15 protein-coding genes are annotated in these 14,860 nt (G+C 71.9%); 2 read left to right on the top strand and 13 right to left on the bottom strand.

Annotated elements, in window-relative coordinates; genetic code table 11:
• Positions 1-105: 105 nt before the first annotated feature.
• From ACH4TG_RS38675 to ACH4TG_RS38645, 7 genes are all read right to left on the bottom strand, one after another.
• Positions 106-357: a hypothetical protein gene (locus ACH4TG_RS38675; RefSeq protein WP_398247609.1), complete on the bottom strand. Its 252-nt coding sequence runs from the start codon at positions 355-357 to the stop codon at positions 106-108.
• Positions 358-367: 10 nt separating this feature from the next.
• Positions 368-1,324, bottom strand: coding sequence for a helix-turn-helix transcriptional regulator (locus ACH4TG_RS38670; protein WP_398247607.1), 957 nt, complete (start codon positions 1,322-1,324; stop codon positions 368-370).
• A 29-nt stretch (positions 1,325-1,353) separates the two neighbouring features.
• A complete protein-coding gene (locus tag ACH4TG_RS38665) occupies positions 1,354-2,295 on the bottom strand; it encodes a helix-turn-helix transcriptional regulator (RefSeq protein WP_398247605.1) in 942 nt (313 codons plus the stop codon).
• A gap of 115 nt (positions 2,296-2,410) precedes the next feature.
• Positions 2,411-2,782: an FKBP-type peptidyl-prolyl cis-trans isomerase gene (locus ACH4TG_RS38660; protein ID WP_398247603.1), complete on the bottom strand. Its 372-nt coding sequence runs from the start codon at positions 2,780-2,782 to the stop codon at positions 2,411-2,413.
• A gap of 39 nt (positions 2,783-2,821) precedes the next feature.
• Positions 2,822-3,814 (bottom strand): FKBP-type peptidyl-prolyl cis-trans isomerase, encoded by a 993-nt coding sequence (locus ACH4TG_RS38655; protein ID WP_398247602.1) that lies wholly within the window; start codon positions 3,812-3,814, stop codon positions 2,822-2,824.
• A 90-nt stretch (positions 3,815-3,904) separates the two neighbouring features.
• Entirely contained in the window at positions 3,905-5,266 is a 1,362-nt protein-coding gene (gene pafA, locus ACH4TG_RS38650; RefSeq protein WP_398247600.1) for a Pup--protein ligase, read from the bottom strand.
• A 9-nt stretch (positions 5,267-5,275) separates the two neighbouring features.
• Positions 5,276-6,523 carry an MFS transporter gene (locus tag ACH4TG_RS38645; protein WP_398247598.1) on the bottom strand — a complete coding sequence of 416 codons (1,248 nt, stop codon included), beginning with the start codon at positions 6,521-6,523 and terminating at the stop codon, positions 5,276-5,278.
• 299 nt (positions 6,524-6,822) lie between these two features.
• Here ACH4TG_RS38645 and ACH4TG_RS38640 point away from each other — a divergent pair, with 299 nt between their 5' ends.
• Positions 6,823-7,854, top strand: a complete 1,032-nt coding sequence (locus ACH4TG_RS38640; protein WP_398247596.1) for a LacI family DNA-binding transcriptional regulator — start codon at positions 6,823-6,825, stop codon at positions 7,852-7,854.
• Positions 7,855-7,910: 56 nt separating this feature from the next.
• On the opposite strand, the gene prcA is transcribed toward ACH4TG_RS38640, so the two are convergent.
• The 5 genes from prcA to arc form a co-directional block, all read right to left on the bottom strand.
• The gene (prcA, locus tag ACH4TG_RS38635) at positions 7,911-8,711 is read right to left on the bottom strand and encodes a proteasome subunit alpha (RefSeq protein ID WP_398247594.1); all 801 of its coding nucleotides are present in this window, start codon (positions 8,709-8,711) and stop codon (positions 7,911-7,913) included.
• 86 nt (positions 8,712-8,797) lie between these two features.
• Positions 8,798-9,646 carry a proteasome subunit beta gene (prcB, locus tag ACH4TG_RS38630; RefSeq protein WP_398247592.1) on the bottom strand — a complete coding sequence of 283 codons (849 nt, stop codon included), beginning with the start codon at positions 9,644-9,646 and terminating at the stop codon, positions 8,798-8,800.
• 108 nt (positions 9,647-9,754) lie between these two features.
• Positions 9,755-9,973, bottom strand: a complete 219-nt coding sequence (locus tag ACH4TG_RS38625; protein ID WP_398247590.1) for a ubiquitin-like protein Pup — start codon at positions 9,971-9,973, stop codon at positions 9,755-9,757.
• Positions 9,974-10,150: 177 nt separating this feature from the next.
• Positions 10,151-11,662 carry a depupylase/deamidase Dop gene (dop, locus tag ACH4TG_RS38620; protein WP_398247588.1) on the bottom strand — a complete coding sequence of 504 codons (1,512 nt, stop codon included), beginning with the start codon at positions 11,660-11,662 and terminating at the stop codon, positions 10,151-10,153.
• A gap of 95 nt (positions 11,663-11,757) precedes the next feature.
• Complete coding sequence (gene arc / locus ACH4TG_RS38615) at positions 11,758-13,524, bottom strand: proteasome ATPase (protein ID WP_398247586.1); 1,767 nt, start codon at positions 13,522-13,524, stop codon at positions 11,758-11,760.
• 251 nt (positions 13,525-13,775) lie between these two features.
• On the opposite strand from arc, the gene ACH4TG_RS38610 reads away from it, so the two are divergent.
• Positions 13,776-14,081: a ferredoxin gene (locus ACH4TG_RS38610; RefSeq protein ID WP_398247584.1), complete on the top strand. Its 306-nt coding sequence runs from the start codon at positions 13,776-13,778 to the stop codon at positions 14,079-14,081.
• A gap of 46 nt (positions 14,082-14,127) precedes the next feature.
• Here the strand turns inward: ACH4TG_RS38610 and ACH4TG_RS38605 are convergent, their stop codons facing one another.
• Entirely contained in the window at positions 14,128-14,709 is a 582-nt protein-coding gene (locus ACH4TG_RS38605) for a hypothetical protein (protein WP_398247582.1), read from the bottom strand.
• Positions 14,710-14,860 lie beyond the last annotated feature (151 nt).

Genomic DNA, 14,860 nt, shown 5'->3' with positions numbered 1-14,860 from the left:
GCCGGTCCGATCGTGCGGCGGACAGTCCGTCCGGCCCGGTTCCGGCCGTGCGACGCCGTTCCGGACCGCTCGTCAGGCGCGTGGCCCCCCGGGCCGGGGTGCCCGTCAGCCGTGCAGCCGCATGGTGCGGACGCCGCCGCCGGTGAGCAGCTCGACGATCCGCTCGCCGGCCGGCTTGCGGACCGCCTCCCCGCACTCGGGGCAGGTGAAGCTGTAGAACGTGGTGCGGGCCGAGGCGCCGATCGCCAGCCGCAGGGCGGCCGCGGCCAGTTCGAAGCTGGACCGGCAGTGCGGGCAGCCGGCCCGGAAGACGACCGGGCCGGTGGCGGGGGGCGGGCAGGCCGCAGCGGCCGTCACGGGCGGTCCCTCACTCCCCGTACGCGGCCAGGGCCTGCACCGCGGCGTCCCGCGCGCCGGCGGCCAGCGCCGGCGGCGCCACGATCCGCCCGTCGCGGCCGAGCCGCAGCGCCAGCCGGCGCAGCGAGCCCGGGTCGGGGGTGCGCAGGGTGATCCGCATGCCGCCGTCGGGCAGCTCCTCCGCGCTGTCGTGCGGGTAGTACTCGGCGACCCAGCGCCCGCCGGGCCCCACCTCGATGACCACCTCGGGGTCGTCGCCGGCCGGCTGGACCAGTCCCTGGGACAGGTCGCGCGGCTCCACCCGCGGCGGGTCCGACGGCTCGTCGAGCAGCCGGATCTCCGCGACCCGGTCGAGCCGGAAGGTCCTGCGGTCCTCGGAGAGCCGGCACCAGCCCTCGACGTAGGTGTGGCCCACGGCGAACAGCCGGATCGGGTCGACCTCGCGCTCGGTGAGGGCGTCGCGGGCCGGCGAGTAGTAGCGCATCCACAACCGGCGCCGCTCGGTGATGGCCCGGTCCACGGTGGCGAAGACGCTGCCCTCGGACTCGAAGGTGACCGACAGGTGGGCGCTGGCCCCGGCAGCCTCGCCCGCGGCCGCCTCCAGCTTGGTGCCGGCCCGCAGCAGCGCCTGCCGGTCGCTGTCCCGCAGGCCCGGCAGGTTGGCGACCGCGCGGGCGGCCACCAGCAGCGCGGTGGCCTCGTCGGCGGCCAGCCGCAGCGGCTGGGCGACGTCGTCGGCGGTGCCGGGGTTGTGCCACCAGATCCGCTCGCCGTCGGTGTCGATGTCCAGCAGGTCGCCACCGCGGAAGCTGGTGCCGCACAGCGGCAGCACGTTCAGGTCGCCGATCAGCTCGGCCTCGGTCACCCCGAAGGCGCGCGCCACCTCGCTGACCCGCGCGCCGGGCCGCTCGCGCAGATATGTGACCAGCGACAGCATCCGCCGCGTCTGGTCGATCGCGTTGCTCATCCGCCCCGTCCCCCTTCCCTCTGCTTCCCTCAGCCCTTCGCCACCGCGCGCAGCCGGTCCACGACCTCGGCGCGCAGCTCGTCCGGCGCGACCACCACGACGTCCGGCCCGAACTCGGCGAGCCAGGCGTCCAGCCCGTGGCCGTAGGGGATCTCCAGCTCGTCCCAGTCCGCGTCGACGCTGCTGGCGCTCAGCGCGCGGGCCCGCAGCGGGTAGCCGCTGTCGCGGCGCAGCCGGATGCGGGCGGTCGCCGCGGTGGCGCCCTCGCCGGCCCAGCGGGCGACCGCGTCGCGGACGTCGACGTGGTCGGGGACCTCGGCGGTGGCGGCGCCGCGGGAGCGGACCTTGCCGCTGATCCGCGACAGCCGGAAGACCCGCACGTCGGAGCGGTCGCGGTCGTAGCCGGCGAGGTACCAGTGGCCGCGCCAGCACTCCAGGGCCCACGGCTCGACCAGCCGGGGCTCCGGCCGCACGGCGTTGGCCTTGCGGTAGTCGAAGGCGACCGTCCGGCGCTCGCGGGTGGCGACCATCAGCGCCTCGAAGGCCGGTTCCGGCGCGGGGATGCGCGGTTCCAGCGCGCTGCTGGCGTCCTCGTACGGCACGCCGGCCGCCCGGAGCTTCTGCAGCGCGCCGCTGGCCGCCTCGGCCAGCCTGGCCTGCTGCCAGACCTTGGCGGCCAGGCTCAGCGCGGCGGCCTCCTCGGGGTCCAGCGCGATGTCGGGCAGCCGGTTGCGGTCGCTGCGCGCGAGGTAGCCGAACTCGCCGTCGAGGCTCTCCACCGTGTCGATGACCAGTCCGAGTTCGCGCAGGTCGTCCTTGTCGCGCTCGAACATCCGGTTGAACGCGTCGTCCGAGGTGACCTCGTGGTAGGCCTCGATCGAGGCGCGCAGCTCGCGCTTGCTGACCGGACGCCGGGTGTTCATCAGGCACAGGGCCAGGTTCATCAGCCGCTCGGCCTTGGCGATCGCCATCCCGCACCCTTCTTCCGCCCTCGCTCGCAGACCGTACCGCTCCCGGCGCCGGACCCAAAACCCGAGGGCCCCGGCCTTGCGGCCGGGGCCCCTGGAGTGCAAGGACGGATGAACCTCAGACGGCGACCAGGTCGCAGACGAAGATCAGCGTCTCGCCGGGCTTGATCGCGTTCCCGGCGCCGCGGTCGCCGTAGGCGAGGTGCGCGGGGATGGTCAGCTGGCGGCGGCCGCCGACCTTCATGCCCTGCACGCCCCGGTCCCAGCCGGCGATGACCTGGCCGACACCCAGCTGGAACTGCAGCGGGGCGCCGCGGTTCCAGCTCGCGTCGAACTCCTCGCCGGTGGAGAAGGCCACGCCGACGTAGTGCACGGAGACGGTGTCCCCGGCCTTGGCGACCGGGCCGTCACCCTCCCAGAGGTCCTTGATCTCCAGGTCGGCCGGCGGCTCGCCGCCCGGGAAGTCGATCTCGGGCTTCTCGATGCTCACGTGATGCTCCTTGTGCTGGTGCGGGCAACCTGCACAGTCTTACAGAATCGCGAGGATGTCCAAGGTGAACACCAGCGTGGAGTTGGCGGGGATACCGCCCTGGGCCTGGCTGCCGTAGGCGAGGTCGGGCGGGGTCACCAGCATCACGCGGCTGCCGACCTTCTTGCCGGCCAGGCCCTGCTGCCAGCCCTTGATCAGCTGCGCGAGCGGGAACGCGGCGAGCTGGCCGTTCTTGTAGGTGGAGTCGAACTCCTTGCCGCCGTCCCACAGGACGCCCTTGTACTGCAGCAGCAGGGTGTCGGTGGCCTTGACCGCGGCGCCGTCGCCCTCCAGCACGTAGCTGGAGACGAGCTTGGTGGGGGCCTTGGCCTTGGGCACGGCGACCGAGGGCGCGGCGCCGTCGGTGTTGGTGCCGACCTTGGGCAGGTTGGCGTCGGTCTGCGGGACGGCCTTGCCGTTCGCGGAGCTCTTGATGTTGTAGCGGTTCAGCACGTCCACCACGAACACCAGGGTGTCGGTGCCCTTGATGCCGGCCTGCGCGTTGCCGGACGTGCCGTAGCCGAGGGACGGCGGGATGGCCAGCTCGACCCGGCTCTTCACCTTCTGGCCGACCAGGCCCTGGTCCCAGCCGGGGATGACCTTCCCCTGGCCGATGACGTTGGTGTACGGGCCGCGGCCCCAGGAGGTGTCGAAGACCTTGGCGGTGTCCCAGATCTGGCCGAGGTAGTTCACCTCGATGTAGTCGCCGGCCGCGATGACCGGGCCGTCACCCTGGATGACCGTCTTGACGGCGAGATCCTTCGAAGGAGTGACGGTGCCCTTGGCCACGGTGGGCTTCTCGCCGAACGCGGTGCCCGCGGTGATGTCCGGGACCGGCCCGCTGACGATGCTGGGCTTGGGCGTGGCGGACGGGGTGGCCGAGGCTGACGGGGAGGATGACGAGGCCGAGTCGCTCTTCTTGTCGTCACTGCCGCAGCCTGCGGCGGTGAGCATGAGCGCGGGCACGGCGAGCAGTACGGAGCGTCGGCGCACGGGGTTCCTCGATGGGGTCGTCGGGTGTGGGGCTGGCGGTCGGGTCTGCGATGCCGCCCCACACCCTACGGTGTGCCGTCCTCCGGGCCGTCACATCCCGGCGATCAGCTTCTCCACCCGGTCGTCCACCGAACGGAACGGGTCCTTGCACAGCACCGTGCGCTGCGCCTGGTCGTTGAGCTTGAGGTGCACCCAGTCGACGGTGAAGTCGCGGCGCTGCTCCTGGGCGCGCCGGATGAAGTCGCCGCGCAGCCGAGCGCGGGTGGTCTGCGGCGGCACGGACTTGGCCTCGAAGATCTTCAGGTCGCTGCAGACCCGCTTGGCCTGGCCCTTGCGCTCCAGCAGGTAGTACAGCCCGCGGCGGCGGTGGATGTCGTGGTAGGCGAGGTCGATCTGGGCGACCCGCGGGTGCGACATGGTGATGTTGTCGCGGCTGCGGTAGCGCTCGATGAGCTGGTACTTCATCACCCAGTCGATCTCGGTGCCGATCTTCGACAGGTCGCCGCTGCCGATGGCCTCCAGGGTGCGGCCCCACAGCTCCAGCACCTGCTCGACGACCCCGTTGCGGATGCCGCGGCGCTCGCAGAACTCCACGGCCTTGGAGTAGTACTCCTCCTGGATCTCCAGGGCGGACGCCTCGCGGCCGGAGGCCAGCCGGACCTTGCGCCGTCCGGTGATGTCGTGGCTGACCTCGCGGATGGCCCGGATCGGGTTCTCCAGGGTGAGGTCGCGCATCACGGTGCCGGCCTCGATCATCCGCAGCACCAGGTCGGTGGCGCCGACCTTGAGCAGCATGGTGGTCTCGGACATGTTGGAGTCGCCGACGATGACGTGCAGCCGGCGGTAGCGCTCGGCGTCGGCGTGCGGCTCGTCGCGGGTGTTGATGATCGGCCGGGACCGGGTGGTGGCGGAGCTGACGCCCTCCCAGATGTGCTCGGCCCGCTGGCTCACGCAGTAGACGGCGCCGCGCGGGGTCTGCAGGACCTTGCCCGCACCGCACAGCAGTTGCCGGGTGACGAGGAAGGGAATGAGGATGTCGGCCAGCCGGGAGAATTCCCCGTGCCGGGCCACGAGGTAATTCTCGTGGCATCCGTACGAGTTGCCCGCGGAGTCGGTGTTGTTCTTGAACAGGTAGACGTCGCCGGCGATGCCTTCTTCGTGCAGCCGCCGTTCGGCGTCCACCAGAAGGCCTTCGAGGATGCGTTCCCCGGCCTTGTCGTGCGTGACGAGTTCGGTGACGTTGTCGCACTCGGGAGTGGCGTACTCCGGGTGCGAGCCCACGTCGAGGTAGAGGCGGGCCCCATTGCGCAGGAACACGTTGCTGCTGCGGCCCCATGACACGACACGGCGGAAGAGGTACCGCGCCACCTCGTCAGGGGACAGACGCCGCTGTCCCCTGAACGTGCATGTGACGCCGTACTCGTTCTCCAGCCCGAAAATGCGGCGGTCCATGTCTGAACATTACGCCTGATGCGTGGTACTGAAACGGGGTTCGACCACACGGTTTCGATCTTTTTCCCTACCGGATCCCAGGTTTGGGTCCGTCAGGATTCGCCCGGTGCACAGCAGTACCAGCATGGCGACGGCGCCCCCGCCCGCCGCCACGCCGAAGGCCGCGGCATCTCCCGCGTGCTGGGCGGCCACCCCGGCGGCCGCGGTGCCGAGCGACGCGCCCACGCCGATGGCGGTCACCACCCAGGAGAACGCCTCGGTGACCGTGCCGGCCGGGGCGTGCCGGTCCACCACCAGGAACGCGCAGGCGAGGGCCGGCGCCAGGAACACGCCGGACAGGGCCGCCAGCGGCAGCATCGCGGCCGGTCCTGGCACCAGCACCAGCGGCGGGTAGCACAGGGCCAGGCCGATCGACAGGAGGCGCAGCCGCCGTTCGGGGACTCCGGACCACGTGCGGGCGCCGTAGCCGAGGCCGCCGGCCAGCGCGCCGGCCCCGTTGGCGGCCAGCACGTAGGCGGCGACCGGCCCGCCGCCGTGCGCGTCGCCGTAGGCGACGGCGGCCAGCGACACGGCGCCCAGCGCGATGCCGACGAAGAAGCAGGCGCCGAGCAGCACCCCCAGGCCGCGGGACCGCAGCGCGCCGAGCCAGTGCGGCTCGCGCTCCTCGGCCCGCCATTCGCGTGACGGCCGGGCGGTGACCACCACCAGGGTTCCGGCCACGCCCAGCACGCCGGTCAGCACGACCGCGGCGGCCTGCGAGACGGCCGCGATCACGACGGTCACCAGCAGCGGGCCCAGCGAGAACATCACCTCCTGGGCGGCGGCGTCCAGGGCGTACGCCTTCTGCACCCGGTCGCCCTCCCCCAGCACGGCCGGCCACAGCGCCCGCAGACCGCCTTCCAGGGGCGGGGTGGCCACTCCGGCCAGGACGACCGCGAGGACGGCCAGCGGCAGCGGTGAGGGGCCGGTGACGGCCAGCAGGGCGAAGCCGGCGGCGGACAGCAGGGCGGCGGCGGTCATCACGCGCGGCTGCCCGCGTCTGTCGACGGCCCGGCCCAGCAGCGGCTGGCCCACGGCGACGGCCAGGCCGTACAGCGCCGACAGGGTGCCGGCCAGGCCGTAGCCGGCGTGCTGGGAGCGCAGGAAGAGCACGATGGCCAGCGCGGCCATCGCGTTGGGCAGCCGGCCCAGCAGGGTGCCGCCGAGCAGCCGCGCCGCGTACGGCGCGCGCAGCAGATCCCCGTACCCGCTCGCCATGTCCCCTCCGCTGTTCGCCGCCCGGTGTTCGCCGAGCCGGGCGTGTTACGTATAACGTCGTGGCGTCATACGTACCATGGCGGCAGCCCGCGGGTCCACCTGCGGGCGGCTTCCGGCAGAGGGCCGGGAGCCCCGTGGGGCCGGGACAGGGCGGGGCGGACGGTGCGGGTACGGGCGCGGGCGCACGGCAGCCGTGCCGGTCGCCTGCAGCGGGCCGTCCGGCAGGCGGCGCAGGGCGTGGAGCGGGAGGCGGAGAGCGTGCACGAGCGGGGTGCCGTCGGGGCCGCCTCGGAGGCGGCGTGAGCGGCGCGGCGCGGCCCACCTCGCGCGACGTGGCGCGGGCGGCCGGGGTGTCCCAGGCGACCGTGTCGCTGGTCCTCGGCGGCAAGTGGCGCGGGCGCGTCTCGGAGCCCACCGCGCGGACCGTGCGGGCCACCGCGGACGAGCTGGGCTACCGGCCCAACCTCGCGGCGCGCAGCCTGCGCCTGGGCCGGACCAGGACCGCGCTGCTGGTGGTCCCGGCGCTCACTCACGAGTACTTCGCCCGGGTCTACGCCGGCACCGCCCGGGTGGCGGCGGAACGCGGCTTCGGGGTGGTGCTCTACCCCTCGCCCGAGGGCATCGGGCCGGCCCGCGACCCGTTCGGCTCGGCGCGCGCCGCGATCGACGGTGTGATCGCCTCGTCCATGGCCGCGGACGCGCTGGCCGGCATCGGCGACGGCGGGCGGGACGGCGGCCTGCCCCTGGTGATGCTCGACAGCGACCCGTCGGCGCCCGGCGAGCCGCCCACCGTCAACCTGGCGGTCGCGGACGGCTTCCGCCAGGTGACCCGGCACCTGCTCGCACTGGGCCACCGGCGGATCACGCACCTGGCCGCGGACATCGACACCTGGACCTTCCGGGTCAGGGGCGAGGCGGTGGCCGCGGAGCTGGCGGGCGTGCCCGGGGCGACGCTGGCCACCGAGCGCTGCGCGCTGGACATCGGCGCGGCCCGGGCGGCGGCCGAGCGGGCGCTGGGCGGCCCGGGCCCGCGGCCCACCGCGCTGCTGTGCGACGGCGACGTGCTCGCGGCCGGCGCCTGCAAGGCGGCGCGCGGCCTGGGACTGCGCGTCCCGGACGACCTGTCGGTGACCGGCTTCGACGACCTGTCGCTGGCCGTCGCGGTGGACCCGGAGCTCACCTCGGTGCGGCTGCCCGCCGAGGAGGTCGGCGCGGAGGGCATGCGGGCGCTGCTGACCCTGCTGGACGGCGGGACGCCGAGCGCCTCCGAGCTGCCCGTGGAGCTGGTCGTCCGCGGCAGCACCGCTCCCCCGGTACGCCCGCGCCCCTGAAGGAGGCTGCTCGCCGGAGCAGCCCCTTCAGGGGCGCGGAACGGAAGCCGGAGGGACTACTCGTCCTCGTCCCCGTCCTCCGTCGAGTCCAGCACGTCGTCCACGTCGTCCAGGACGTCGGTGTCGTCCGTCGCCGTCGTGGCGGCGGCGTCCGCGTCCGACTCCAGCAGGCGGGCCAGCTGGCGGCCCAGGATGCGCTTGAACTTCCGCTGCTGCGGCCGGGTCCGGTCCAGGACCGCGACCTCGAGCTGCTCGGCGGTCAGCTGCCGGTCGCTGTTGCCGTTGCTGTCGCGGGCCAGGGACTCGACGGCCAGCGCCAGCGCCTCGGCCAGCGTCATGCCGTCCCGGTGGCGCTGGTCCAGGTAGCTGCCGATCTGGTCGGAGTTGCCGCCGACGGCGACCGCGCCGTGCTCGTCGACGATGGAGCCGTCGTGCGGCAGCCGGTAGATCTGGTCGTCCTCGGGGGCGGCCCCCACCTCGGCGACGATCAGCTCCACCTCGTACGGCTTCTCGCCGACGCTGGAGAAGATGGTGCCGAGGGTCTGGGCGTAGACGTTGGCCAGGCCGCGCGCGGTGACGTCCTCGCGGTCGTAGGTGAAGCCGCGCAGGTCGGCGTAGCGGACACCACCGATCCGCAGGTTCTCGAACTCGTTGTACTTGCCGACCGCGGCGAACGCGATCCGGTCGTAGATCTCGCTGACCTTGTGGAGCGCACGGGAGGGGTTCTCGGCGACGAAGACGATGCCGTCCGCGTACTGCAGGACGACGACGCTGCGGCCGCGCGCGATGCCCTTGCGGGCGTACTCGGCACGGTCGGCCATGGCCTGCTGAGGCGAAACGTAAAAGGGCGTGGACACCGGCTAACCGTGCCTTTCTGCTGTCGGCGCTGAGGGAGACGGGAGGTGCGGTCCGTGGCCGCTGCGGGCTGACGACTGGCGGGACGTCACAGCACCTGCGCCTGGGGGCCGTCGGGCCGCTGCATGCGCTCGTCGAGCACCGCGCGGGCGATGTCGGCGACCTCGGTCCCGCTGAGCCTGCGGAAGCCGTCCTCGGTGATCACCGTGACGATCGGGAAGATCTTCCGGGTCAGGTCGGGGCCGCCGGTGGCCGAGTCGTCGTCCGCGGCGTCGTAGAGCGCCTGGACCACGGCGGTGACCATCTCGCCCTCGGCGAGGTCGTGCCGGTAGAGCTTCTTCAGGGCGCCGCGCGCGTAGACGGAGCCCGAGCCGGTGGCCGCGAAACCGGACTCCTCGGTCCGGCCGCCGGTCACGTCGTAGGAGAAGATCCGGCCCTTGCCGCGCTCGGTGTCGAAGCCGGCGAACAGCGGCACGACGGCCAGGCCCTGCAGGGCCATGCCGAGGTTGCCGCGGATCATCGTGGACAGCCGGTTGGCCTTGCCCTCCAGGGAGAGCACGGCCCCTTCGATCTTCTCGTAGTGCTCCAGCTCCAGCTGGAACAGCTTGACCATCTCCACCGCGAGGCCGGCGGTGCCGGCGATGCCCACGGCGGAGTACTCGTCGGCCGGGAAGACCTTCTCGATGTCGCGCTGGGCGATGATGTTGCCCATCGTGGCGCGGCGGTCACCGGCGAGGATGACGCCGCCCGCGAAGGTGGCGGCGACGATGGTCGTGCCGTGCGGGAGTTCCACCGCGCCCTTCAGGGGCGGCAGTGTGCGGTTCCCCGGCAGCAGCTCGGGCGCGTGATCGCCCAGGAAGTCGAGGAACGAGGACGAGCCGGGCGTCAGGAAGGCGGCCGGCAGACGCCCGGTGGTGCTGCGAGGGTTGGCTTCCACGCGATTCCTTCCACACGATCTTGGGAGTCGGTACGGACCCTACCCGCGGCCCGGAAATCCATCCGCCCCGCGGTCCGTGAGGCGCGGGGCGGATGGAGGGGTGAGCGGCTACTCGCCGCCCTTCTGGACGAACGACCGCACGAAGTCCTCGGCGTTCTCCTCGAGGACGTCGTCGATCTCGTCGAGGACGGAGTCCACGTCGTCCGAGAGCTTCTCGTGGCGTTCCTTGAGGTCGCCGGCCGCCTGGGCGTCCTGCTCGACCTCGTCTACCTCATCGGTGGAACGCGTCGCCTTCTGCTGTCCGCCGTCGGTGTCCTTCGTGGCCATGTCCCTCACCCCGCTCGTCTCGTGCGCTCGGTTACCTGCCGTACATGAGTCATGTCCTCGGTGTGTCCGCGGTACAAGATCAGACCCTACAAGCACCGTCCGACATCGGCGCTCGATTACCTCAACGTACGACTGCCACTGGGTTGTTTCCCGATTCGGGACCGTTTCAGCCGCCGGTCAGCCCCCGGACAGGATCCGGACCAGCTCCTCGGCGGTGCGGCAGCGGTCGAGCAGCTCCTTGACGTGGTTGCGGGTGCCCCGCAGCGGCTCCAGGGTGGGGACCCGCTGCAGCGAGTCACGGCCGGGCAGGTCGAAGATGACCGAGTCCCAGGAGGCGGCGGCCACGTCGTCCGCGTACTGCTCCAGGCAGCGGCCGCGGAAGTAGGCCCTGGTGTCCTCCGGTGGCTGCTGGGCGGCCCGCAGGACGTCCTCCTCGTCCAGCAGGCGCTGGATGCGCCCGCGGGCCACCAGGCGGTTGTAGAGGCCCTTGTCGGGCCGCACGTCGGCGTACTGCAGGTCCACCAGGTGCAGCCGCGCCGCGTCCCAGCCCAGGCCGTCCCGCCGGCGGTAGCCCTCCAGCACCTCCCGCTTGGCGACCCAGTCCAGCTCGCCGGACAGGCTCATCGGGTCGTTCTCCAGCCGGTTGAGCACGTCCTCCCAGCGGGCCAGCACGTCCCTGGTCTGCGGGTCGGCGTCCGCGCCGTACCGCTCCTCGGTGTACTTGCGGGCCAGCTCGAAGTACTCCATCTGGAGCTGCACCGCGGTCAGGGTGCGGCCGTTGCGCAGCGTGATGAGCTGTTGCAGCGTGGGGTCGTGGGAGACCTCGTGCAGGGTGCGGACCGGCTGGTCGACGGCCAGGTCGACCTTGATGAAGCCGTCCTCGATCATGGAAAGCACCAGCGCGGTCGTGCCGAGCTTGAGGTACGTGGAGATCTCGGAGAGGTTGGCGTCCCCGATGATCACATGCAGCCTGCGGTACTTCTCGGCGTCCGAGTGGGGCTCGTCGCGGGTGTTGATGATGGGGCGCTTGAGGGTGGTCTCCAGGCCCACCTCGACCTCGAAGTAGTCCGCCCGCTGGCTGAGCTGGAAGCCGTCCTCGCGGCCGTCCTGGCCGATGCCGACCCGGCCGGCGCCGGTCACCACCTGCCGGGACACGAAGAACGGCGTCAGGTGCCGCACGATGTCCGAGAACGGGGTCTCCCGCTTCATCAGGTAGTTCTCGTGCGTGCCGTAGGACGCGCCCTTGTTGTCGGTGTTGTTCTTGTACAGGTGGATGGGCTGGGCGCCGGGCAGCTGGGCGGCCCGCAGCGCCGCCTCGGCCATGATCCGCTCGCCGGCCTTGTCCCAGAGCACCGCGTCGCGCGGATTGGTGATCTCCGGCGAGGAGTACTCGGGGTGGGCGTGGTCCACGTAGAGCCGGGCGCCGTTGGTGAGGATCACGTTGGCCAGGCCGATGTCCTCGTCGGTGAGCTGGGTGGAGTCCGCCGCCTCCCGGGCCAGGTCGAAGCCGCGGGCGTCCCGCAGCGGGTTCTCCTCCTCGAAGTCCCAGCGGGCCCTGCGGGCCCGGTGCATCGCCGCGGCGTAGGCGTTGACGATCTGGGACGAGGTGAGCATGGCATTGGCGTTGGGGTGGCCGGGGACGGAGATCCCGTACTCCGTCTCGATGCCCATTACTCGCCGTACGGTCATGCGGCCCTCCTTGCCCGGCTCCGGCCCGATCGGGCCGGAAAACACACCGGCTGCGGGTACCCGTCTGTCGGGGCCCCGCAGCCGGAGGGTAGTGCTTACAGATACTGTCCGGTGTTCGCCACGGTGTCGATGGAGCGCCCCGTGTCCGCCCCCTGCTTTCCGGTCACCAGGGTGCGGATGAACACGATCCGCTCGCCCTTCTTCCCGGAGATCCGCGCCCAGTCGTCGGGGTTGGTCGTGTTCGGCAGGTCCTCGTTCTCCTTGAACTCGTCGACGCATGCCGCGAGCAGGTGGGAGACGCGCATACCGCGCTGTCCGTGGTCGAGGAAGGCCTTGATCGCCATCTTCTTGGCCCGGTCCACGATGTTCTGGATCATCGCTCCGGAGTTGAAGTCCTTGAAGTACAGGACCTCCTTGTCACCGTTGGCATAGGTGACCTCCAGGAAGCGGTTCTCCTCGGTCTCGGAGTACATCCGCTCGACCACGGACTGGATCATGGCGTCCACGGTGGCCGCCTCCGACCCGCCGTGCTCGGCGAGGTCCTCGCCGTGCAGCGGAAGGCTCTCGACCAGGTACTTCGAGAAGATGTCCTTGGCCGCCTCGGCGTCCGGCCGCTCGATCTTGATCTTCACGTCCAGGCGGCCGGGCCGCAGGATCGCGGGGTCGATCATGTCCTCGCGGTTGGAGGCGCCGATGACGATGACGTTCTCCAGGCCCTCGACGCCGTCGATCTCGGCGAGCAGCTGCGGGACGATGGTGTTCTCCACGTCCGAGCTGACACCGCTGCCGCGGGTGCGGAACAGCGACTCCATCTCGTCGAAGAAGACGATGACCGGGGTGCCCTCGCTGGCCTTCTCACGGGCCCGCTGGAACACCAGGCGGATCTGGCGCTCGGTCTCGCCGACGTACTTGTTCAGCAGCTCCGGGCCCTTGATGTTGAGGAAGTAGCTCTTGCCCTGGGGCTGCCCGGTGACCTCCGCGACCTTCTTGGCCAGGGAGTTGGCGACCGCCTTGGCGATGAGCGTCTTGCCGCATCCGGGCGGGCCGTACAGCAGCACGCCCTTGGGCGGCCGCAGTTCGTACTCCCGGAAGAGATCGGCGTGCAGGTACGGGAGTTCCACCGCGTCCCGGATCTGCTCGATCTGGTTGCCCAGGCCGCCGATCTGCCGGTAGTCGATGTCCGGCACCTCTTCGAGGACGAGCTCCTCGACCTCGCTCTTGGGCACCCGCTCGTACACGTAGCCCGAGCGGGGTTCGAGCAGCAGGGCGTCACCGGCGCGCAGCGGGATGCTGTGCAGCGGCTCGGCGAGCCGGACCACCCGCTCCTCGTCGGTGTGCCCGATCACCAGGGCGCGCTCGCCGTCCTCCAGGATCTCCTTGAGGGTGACGATGTCGCCGACGAGCTCGAACTCCATGGCCTCGACCACGTTGAGCGCTTCGTTGAGCATCAGCTCCTGGCCGCGCCGCAGCTCGTCGAGCTCGACGGACGGGCTGACGTTCACCCGGAGCTTGCGCCCGCCGGTGAAGATGTCCGCCGTCCCGTCCTCGTTGGCCTGCAGGAACACGCCGAAGCCGGCGGGCGGCTGGGCGAGCCGGTCGACCTCCTCCTTGAGGGCCACGATCTGGTCGCGGGCCTCGCGGAGCGTGTTCGCCAGCCGTTCGTTCTGCGTGGACACGCCTGCCAGATTGGTCTGCAGCTCGACGATCCGCTCCTCGAGAATCCTCGTGTGCCGCGGAGAGTCGGCGAGCTTGCGTCGCAGGACGGCGATCTCCTGCTCAAGAAAGGCGACCTGGCTCATGGGATCGTCCGATCCACGAGCGGGTCGGCCGCCACGGTTGATGTCGTCGTCGTGGGCCGCCACGGTCCTCACCTCCTCCAAGGGGAGCTGGACGTTTCCAGACCCTACCTGGGCCGGTGGGGGTTGAAACCCCTAGATCACAAAGACGATCGCGGTGTGTCCGATCTTCACCCTTGCGCACGTCCCTCCGCCACTGAGATACCCGCCGATCTCCATCCGAAAGCCGCCGGTTGTATCGTCGTTTGCGTCAACAGCCGTCGGGGGCTGTTGCTTCCCGATACTTCCCGAACGACGAACAGCAGGGATGGGGTTCCGTGAGCAACGAGACGGCCGAGGCGCTCGAAGTCTGGATCGACCAGGACCTGTGCACCGGCGACGGGATCTGTGTCCAGTACGCGCCCGAGGTCTTCGAGCTGGACATCGACGGGCTCGCCTATGTGAAGGGGCCCGCGCCCGAGGGCGAGGAGGCCGAACTCCTGCAGACCCCTGGTGCAACGGTACCCGTACCGGTCGCCCTGCTGCGGGATGTGGTGGACTCCGCCAAGGAGTGCCCCGGCGACTGCATCCACGTGCGGCGGGCGGCCGACCACGTCGAGGTGTACGGCCCCGACGCGGAGTAGCCGGACCGCGCCCGGCGGCGCCCCCGCGGCGCCCGCGGCGGGCCGGTCAGATGCTGTTGGCCAGCGGCCCGGGCAGTGCCACGTAGCGGCCGCCCCGCCACTCCCAGGAGTAGGTGCGCTTCAGGTCGGGGCAGCACCGCGGGACGGTGGGACCGGAGAAGCCGAGGACGGTCGCCCTGACGGTGCGCCCCTCCAGCCGGAAGTCGCTGATCTCGCGGTCGTCGGCCGGATTGACCAGCATCTGCGCGATCTTGGGCGCCGCACCGGCGGCGGCCGGCGCGGACAGGATGTAGACGCCGCTCGGCGGGGTGCCGGTGTCGGCGTGGCAGCGGACCACGGCCACCGTCTCCGGACGGCCGTCCCCGTCCAGGTCCCCGGAGACGTGCGCTATCACGTCCACGCCCGCGCCGGGCGGGCAGTCGAGCGGATAGGCGGCGGCCTTCGGATCAGGGGCGGCGACGGGGTGCGCGGGCGCCTTGCCGGAGCCGGTCGCGCCGGTGACCGAGGCGTCGGCCGGCTGGACCAGGGCCACCGCGGCCACGACGGCCCCGAGGCCGGCGGCGGTGGTCAGCCAGTGCACGGTGCGGCTGCGGGTGTGCGGGAGGGCCGGGCCTGCGGAGGGCTGCACGCGCCTGTCTCCTGAGGAGTCGATCTGCGGGGGTGGCCAGCATGGTGCCATACATCACACCGGGCCGGAACGGCGGGGGGGGGGGGGGGGGGGGGGCCGGGGCCCCCCCCCCGCGGCCCCCCCGGCCCCCCCCCGCCCCCCGCGCCGCCCC

The sequence above is a fragment of the Streptomyces sp. NPDC020917 genome (genome assembly GCF_044333795.1).
Lineage (GTDB): Bacteria > Actinomycetota > Actinomycetes > Streptomycetales > Streptomycetaceae > Actinacidiphila.
This window is presented reverse-complemented; position numbering and strand designations above follow the sequence as displayed.